Origin of the sequence: Devosia sp. (assembly GCF_034675085.1) — a bacterium.
Taxonomy (GTDB): Bacteria; Pseudomonadota; Alphaproteobacteria; order Rhizobiales; family Devosiaceae; genus Devosia.
This window is the reverse complement of sequence record NZ_JAUCDN010000205.1, coordinates 1-5963: the sequence shown is the minus strand read 5'-3', so window position 1 is coordinate 5963 and position 5963 is coordinate 1. Positions and strand designations below refer to the sequence as shown.

Annotated in this window: 9 protein-coding genes; 6 read left to right on the top strand and 3 right to left on the bottom strand. The window is 63.5% G+C overall.

Annotated elements, in window-relative coordinates:
* The first annotated feature begins 275 nt into the window (after nt 1-275).
* The 4 genes from VDP82_RS12680 to VDP82_RS12665 all read left to right on the top strand — a co-directional run bounded on the left by VDP82_RS12680 (nt 276) and on the right by VDP82_RS12665 (nt 2851).
* Nucleotides 276-1349 carry a 3-deoxy-7-phosphoheptulonate synthase gene (locus tag VDP82_RS12680; protein ID WP_323015211.1) on the top strand — a complete coding sequence of 358 codons (1074 nt, stop codon included), beginning with the start codon at nt 276-278 and terminating at the stop codon, nt 1347-1349.
* Between the two features lie 237 nt (nt 1350-1586).
* On the top strand, nt 1587-2153 hold the full coding sequence (gene pgsA / locus VDP82_RS12675; protein ID WP_323015210.1) for a CDP-diacylglycerol--glycerol-3-phosphate 3-phosphatidyltransferase: 567 nt from the start codon (nt 1587-1589) through the stop codon (nt 2151-2153).
* Nucleotides 2150-2401, top strand: a complete 252-nt coding sequence (gene moaD, locus VDP82_RS12670; RefSeq protein ID WP_323015209.1) for a molybdopterin converting factor subunit 1 — start codon at nt 2150-2152, stop codon at nt 2399-2401. The genes pgsA and moaD overlap by 4 nt, the downstream gene beginning before the upstream one ends.
* A gap of 3 nt (nt 2402-2404) precedes the next feature.
* On the top strand, nt 2405-2851 hold the full coding sequence (locus VDP82_RS12665; protein WP_323015208.1) for a molybdenum cofactor biosynthesis protein MoaE: 447 nt from the start codon (nt 2405-2407) through the stop codon (nt 2849-2851).
* A 119-nt stretch (nt 2852-2970) separates the two neighbouring features.
* Here the strand turns inward: VDP82_RS12665 and VDP82_RS12660 are convergent, their stop codons facing one another.
* On the bottom strand, nt 2971-3861 hold the full coding sequence (locus VDP82_RS12660; RefSeq protein ID WP_323015207.1) for a branched-chain amino acid aminotransferase: 891 nt from the start codon (nt 3859-3861) through the stop codon (nt 2971-2973).
* A gap of 160 nt (nt 3862-4021) precedes the next feature.
* Here VDP82_RS12660 and VDP82_RS12655 point away from each other — a divergent pair, with 160 nt between their 5' ends.
* The gene (locus VDP82_RS12655; protein ID WP_323015206.1) at nt 4022-4513 is read left to right on the top strand and encodes a MarR family winged helix-turn-helix transcriptional regulator; all 492 of its coding nucleotides are present in this window, start codon (nt 4022-4024) and stop codon (nt 4511-4513) included.
* Here VDP82_RS12655 and VDP82_RS12650 read toward each other — a convergent pair.
* Both VDP82_RS12650 and VDP82_RS12645 read right to left on the bottom strand, forming a co-directional pair.
* Complete coding sequence (locus tag VDP82_RS12650) at nt 4510-4974, bottom strand: Lrp/AsnC family transcriptional regulator (RefSeq protein ID WP_323015205.1); 465 nt, start codon at nt 4972-4974, stop codon at nt 4510-4512. The genes VDP82_RS12655 and VDP82_RS12650 overlap by 4 nt on opposite strands.
* 308 nt (nt 4975-5282) lie before the next feature.
* Nucleotides 5283-5585 carry a hypothetical protein gene (locus VDP82_RS12645; RefSeq protein WP_323015204.1) on the bottom strand — a complete coding sequence of 101 codons (303 nt, stop codon included), beginning with the start codon at nt 5583-5585 and terminating at the stop codon, nt 5283-5285.
* 179 nt (nt 5586-5764) lie between these two features.
* Between VDP82_RS12645 and VDP82_RS12640 the strand changes: the two genes are divergently transcribed.
* A partial coding sequence (locus VDP82_RS12640) for a hypothetical protein (protein ID WP_323015203.1) occupies nt 5765-5963 on the top strand: 199 nt, incomplete at its 3' end.

Below are 5963 nucleotides of genomic sequence, written 5' to 3'. Positions count from 1 at the left end.
CCCATTGGCGCCATTGCCTGCGCAATTACCAGGGCGCCGGCGGCTGACGGGTTCGACCAAAGCCGGACTCGACAGCGCCGGAAAGCTCGGCTACACATTTGGCCATGATCCGTTCCGCCGCTTATTCCTTCTGGTATTTTAGCTATCCGCTCCCGGCGGAGGCTAATGCGCGCGCGTCCTGATCCCCTAAGACCAGACCACAGATCGCAAGCCAGCCGCCCGACTTTCGAGGCGGCTTTTTTCTTGGCCCCTCGAACCCCACGAGAGACCAGAAAATGCTCAAAGCCACCGACGACCTTCGCATCACCGAGATCAAACCGCTCACCACACCCATCGAGGTGATGCGCGTACACCCGCGCACCGATGCGGCCACCCGCACCGTCATCGCTGCCCGTCACGCCTTCCATAACATCCTCGCCGGCCAGGATGATCGCCTCGCCGTCGTCGTCGGCCCCTGCTCCATCCACGATCCCGCCGCCGCGCTCGATTACGCCGGCCGCCTGGCAGCCCTGCGCGACAGGCTGTGCGACCGGCTCGAAATCATCATGCGCGTCTATTTCGAAAAACCCCGCACCACCGTGGGCTGGAAGGGGCTCATCAACGATCCCAACCTCGATGGCAGCTTCGACATTGAAACAGGCCTGCACACCGCCCGCGGACTTCTGCTCGACATCGCCAATCTCGGCCTGCCGGCCGCCTGCGAATTCCTCGACATGACCACCCCGCAATATATCGCCGATCTGGTCAGCTGGGCAGCCATCGGCGCGCGCACCACCGAAAGCCAGATTCACCGCGAGCTCGCCTCGGGCCTTTCCTGCCCGGTCGGCTTCAAGAACGGCACCGACGGCAATGTGCGCATCGCGCTCGACGCCGTGCTCTCGGCGTCGCAGCCGCATCATTTCATGGCCGTCACCAAGGATGGCCGCTCGGGCATCGCCGCCACCACCGGCAATGGCGATTGCCATATCATCCTGCGCGGCGGCAAGACCGCCAATTTCGACGCCGAAAACGTCGAGGCGGCGGCCCAGGCCACCCTCAAGGCGGGCCTTGCCCCCGCCATCATGATCGATGCCAGCCACGCCAATTCCGCCAAGAAGCCGGAAAACCAGCCGGCCGTCCTGGCCGAAATCGGCACGCAACTGGCCCAGGGCGACCGCCGCATCATCGGCGTCATGATCGAATCCAACCTCGTCGCCGGCCGGCAGGATCTCGTTCCGGGCCGCGAGCTGGTCTATGGCCAATCCATCACCGATGGCTGCATCGACTGGGACACCACCGTCACCGCCCTTGAAGGCCTGGCCGAAGCCGTGACGCAAAGGCGCGCCGCCGCCAGCCGGGCGGTGGCTTGAGGGCCTTCGCCCTTGGGCTCACAAGAGCGTTCCCCCGACCACGGTGCCATTCCGGCCTTGAGCCGGAATGCATCTCCGAATGTATCCCCACGTGCTCAAAGCGGTGGATCATCTTCAGGATGGATGCCGGCCTTAGCCGGCATGACACGGTGCGAGGGGGTTCACAGCGCCGCTTTTTGAACGCATTGCGAGCACCGAACCTTGACCCCCTCCCGCCATTCCTGTTCATCTCCCCCCATGGCCAAGAACCCGCTCTTCCTCGGTCCCAATATCATCACCATCGCCCGCATCCTGGCGATCATTCCCATCGTCTGGCTGGTGATGAGCGGCGAGGGGACGCTGCGCGCTATCGCCCTGGCGCTTTATGTCATCGCCGCCGCCAGCGATTGGCTCGACGGCTATCTCGCCCGCGCCTGGAACCAGTATTCGCCCCTTGGCCGCATGCTCGACCCCATCGCCGACAAGCTGCTGGTAGGCATCCTCATCGCCGTCCTCGCCTGGGATGGGAGCCTGTCCACCCTCGACATGGTGCCCGCCTGCGCCATCCTGTTCCGGGAATTCTTCATTTCAGGCCTGCGCGAATTTCTCGGCGCCAGCAAGGTCGTGCTCAAGGTGTCCGGGCTGGCCAAGTGGAAAACCACCGTACAACTCGTCGCCCTGGCCGTGGTTCTGCTCGAACGCCTTATGCCCGGCCTTGGCCTCGTAAGCGATATCCTGCTCTGGCTGGCTGGCCTGCTCACCCTCTGGACCGGCTGGCAATATCTGCGCGCCAGCTGGCCACATCTGGTGCAAGAACAGGCATGAAGATTCTCTATTTCGCCTGGCTGCGCGAACGCCTCAATCGCGGCGAGGAGGAGCTGGTTCTGCCCCCCGAGGTGGGAACCGTAGCCCAGCTCATCGATTTTCTCGCCGCCCGTGACGAAGCCTTCGCGCTGGCTGCACAAAAACGCAGCCTCATCCGGGCCGCCGTCGATGCGAAACTGGCCGGCCCCGACACGCCTCTCGCCGGCGCCGCCACCGTGGCTCTCTTTCCCCCGATGACCGGGGGCTGAGCCATGGACATCCGCGTCACCACCGCGCCCTTCGATCCCGGCGCCGAGACCAATGCCTTTCTTCGCGCCGGCAATGGCGCCGGCGCCGCCGTCACCTTCACCGGCGTGGTGCGCAGTGCTCCCGCCGAGCCCATCTTCGCCCTGACGCTGGAATGCTATCCGGAGCTGGCCGTCAACCAGCTCACCGCCCTGGCTGAAGCCGCCAAGGCTCGTTTCAATCTGCTCGACACAACCATCATCCACCGCTACGGCACGCTGCACCCGGGCGAGCCCATCGTGCAGGTGATGACCCTCTCGCCCCACCGCGCCGCCGCCTTCGACGCCGCCAGCTTCCTCATGGACAATCTCAAGACCGACGCCCCCTTCTGGAAGAAGGAAACCGGGCCGAGCGGCACCCATTGGGTGGAAGCCAAGCGGGAAGACGACGCCGCCAGGGCGCGCTGGGAATAGGCGAACAACCTCTTATCCTCCCCTTCCGCTTCGGCGCTATGCTTGCACCCATGCTGGTGCCACCAAAAACAAAAAGGCCGGACACGAGGCCCGGCCTTTTTTCTTTCTTTCCCACCCGCCTATTCGGCGGCGGCGCGCGCGGGCTGCACTTCGCGCGTATAGGCGTCGATCAGAGTGCGGCAGCCTTCGCCGGGGGTGAAGCGATAGTCACCGATCTCGCTGACCGGGGTCACCTCGGCGGCCGTGCCGGTGAGGAAGCATTCGTCGAAATCGGCCAGCTCTTCGGGCTTCATGTGACGCTCGGTCACCGTATAGCCATTGCGCTTGGCCAGATCGATCAGCGTCTGCCGGGTAATGCCGTTGAGGAAGCAATCCGGCTCGGGCGTCACGATGTCCTTGCCCTTGATGAAGAACACATTGGCGCCGGTAGCCTCGGCCACATAGCCCCGATAGTCCAGCATCAGGGCATCGGCATAGCCATTGGCCATGGCCGCGTCCTTGGACAGCGTGCAGATCATGTAAAGGCCCGCCGCCTTGGCGGAGGACGGAATCGTCTCCGGGCTCGGGCGCTTCCAGCGGCTCCACTCCAGGCGGATGCCCTTGAGCTTCTCCTCGACCGAGAAATAGCTCGGCCACACCCAGGCGGCGATGGCCAGGTGCACCTTGTTGTTGCGGGCCGGCACGCTCAGCTCTTCCGAGCCGCGCCACACCACGGGGCGCACATAGGCGTCGACCAGGTCATTCTTGGCCAGCACCGCGCGCTTGGCCTCTTCGATCTGCTCCACCGACCAGGGAATGGTCATGTCGAGCGTCTTGGCCGAGCGGATCAGCCTTTCGGTATGCTCCAGCGACTTGAAAATCTCGCCGCCATAGGCGCGCTCACCTTCAAACACCGAGCTGGCATAATGCAGCCCATGCGTCAGTACATGAATCTTCGCGTCTTTCCAGGGTTTGAATTCACCATCAAACCAGATCCAGCCTTCTCGCTGGTCCATCGGCACGCCTGCCATGATTCTCTCCAGAGATGTCGAGGGCGCCGCCACATGCGGGCACCCATTGGCCCCGATCATGCCCCAGCCCCAAGCCCTTGGCAAACAACAATGGCTGATGGATAAGACAGAACGGCGTCGCAATGGAAAGACAATGGCAGCGAACCAAAAAAGTGTCAACATGGCTGACATAAATTCCGCAACGGGAAATGGCGAACATCTGCCGCTCGACATTATGGGCCTGCTGTTTTTCGCCTATCGCGACTTCACCAGCGATGCCGATGCGCTGCTGCTGCGTCAGGGGTTCGGCCGCGCCCATCACCGCGTGCTCTATTTCGTCAATCTTCGCCCCGGCATGCCGGTGGCCGACCTGCTCGATATTCTCAAGATCACCAAGCAGAGCCTGGCCCGGGTGCTGCGGCAGTTGATCGATAATGGCTATATCGAGCAGAAAACCGGCCATTCCGACCGGCGCCAGCGCCTGCTCCACGCCACCGACAAGGGGCGGGAATTGTTCGCCGCCCTCTCGGTCAGCCAGACGCGGCGCATCAATGCCTCCATCGCGTCCCTTCCCCCCGATTCCCGCAAGATCGTGGTCCGCTTCCTGGCTACCATGGTGGAACCGGCCGACCGTCCGCTTCTGGACCGGCTCAACCTCACCTCCGGGCTTTAGACAGGCAGGCCCGTGCGCGCCTTCACCGTGCGGATGCTCATATTGGAATGAATGCGGGCCACCCCCGGCAAACGGGCGCTGAGCCGGCGGTGCACCCGCTCGAAATCCTCGTGGTCGTGGCACGCCACCCGCAGGATATAGTCGGAATGTCCCGCCATCAGGTGGCATTCGAGCACTTCGGGAATATCCTGCACCGCCGCCTCGAAGGCATCGAGCGCCGCTTCACTCTGGCTGGTCAGCCCTACCTCGATGAAGAACTGCATCGAATAGCCGAGAAGGCCGGCATTGAGCACGGCGCGATACCCTTCGATCAGGCCCTCATCTTCCAGCGCCTTGAGGCGGCGATGGCAGGCGGAGGCGGAAAGTCCCACCAGTTCGCCCAGCACCTGCACGCTTTTGCGGCTATCGGCCTGAAGGGCGCGCAAAAGCTTGCGATCCACGGCATCGATCTGCACACTCATTGCATAAATCCGCTTTACAACCGCATGATCGTGCAGTGAGCGGCGATTGCATGGCTTTGGCAAGCCCGGACATGAAAAAAGGACGCGAAACCGAAGTTTCGCGCCCCACCGGCAGCTTCGCAAAGGAGCGTCAGCCTCCACGCGCCGCCGATTTCGGAAATGCCTTACGCATTAACCTGTGTTGCCCGATCAACGGGGCACCGGCGGCTCGGGTTCCCCGCTTCCGCCATCTGTGATCGAGGCGAAGGCGCAATCACCCAAGACAAATGCCCGGCGCAGCGCCGGGCATTTGGGGCCGCAGGCCCCGGTCACTTGGTCACGAAACCTGCTTCGATGCAGTTTTCGAGCGTGACCTGGTCGAGATCGACGGAGCCGATGGCGGCCGTTTCAGTCGCCTCGGTGCCTTCGTCGGCGGCGGCGGTCTCGTCGCTTTCCGTGCTCGACACGGCCTGATTGTCGGCCGTCTTGAGATCCTCGCAATAATTCTTCACCCGCTCGTGATCGGCTTCGGAAACGGTCTGGTTGCCGATCATGGTCTGGGCAGCGGCCGTGCCGGCAAAGCCCAGCACAACGGCTAGAGTGGCGGCGGAGGCGATGGCTTTGATATGCATTTTATATGCCTTTCCTGATGGTCAAGGGAGAAGCAGCTGCTGGCAGGGGAATGCCCGCCCGGGGCCATTCGTTGCGAAAAAACTCTTCCGGCCCGGTAACATCTTGCTCACCGGCCCCTGCCCGCCTAAGGATTGCGCCGGGCCATCCGCCCGGCCTGCCCCCATTTTCCGGAGCCGCCATGTCCTCGCCCGCCCAGACCATCCTCCTCAACAAGCTCGCCGCCGTATTGGCGGACTTGCAGGAAAGCGGCGCCAGCGATGGCGAAGCCATGTTCATGCTTGGCGCCGGCGCCGATCATCTTTGCGATAGCCTGGACGTGCAAAGCTGGGCCGCCTTCCGCCAGCGGCTCGATGCCCACGCCATGACCGGCCTGCTCG

Excerpts from the sequence above, each read along its gene's own strand:
- VDP82_RS12680 (WP_323015211.1), top strand. The coding sequence starts at position 276 with ATGCTCAAAGCCACCGACGACCTTCGCATCACCGAGATCAAACCGCTC.
- pgsA (WP_323015210.1), top strand. The coding sequence starts at position 1,587 with ATGGCCAAGAACCCGCTCTTCCTCGGTCCCAATATCATCACCATCGCC.
- moaD (WP_323015209.1), top strand. The coding sequence starts at position 2,150 with ATGAAGATTCTCTATTTCGCCTGGCTGCGCGAACGCCTCAATCGCGGC.
- VDP82_RS12665 (WP_323015208.1), top strand. The coding sequence starts at position 2,405 with ATGGACATCCGCGTCACCACCGCGCCCTTCGATCCCGGCGCCGAGACC.
- VDP82_RS12660 (WP_323015207.1), bottom strand. The coding sequence starts at position 3,861 with ATGGCAGGCGTGCCGATGGACCAGCGAGAAGGCTGGATCTGGTTTGAT.
- VDP82_RS12655 (WP_323015206.1), top strand. The coding sequence starts at position 4,022 with ATGGCTGACATAAATTCCGCAACGGGAAATGGCGAACATCTGCCGCTC.
- VDP82_RS12650 (WP_323015205.1), bottom strand. The coding sequence starts at position 4,974 with ATGAGTGTGCAGATCGATGCCGTGGATCGCAAGCTTTTGCGCGCCCTT.
- VDP82_RS12645 (WP_323015204.1), bottom strand. The coding sequence starts at position 5,585 with ATGCATATCAAAGCCATCGCCTCCGCCGCCACTCTAGCCGTTGTGCTG.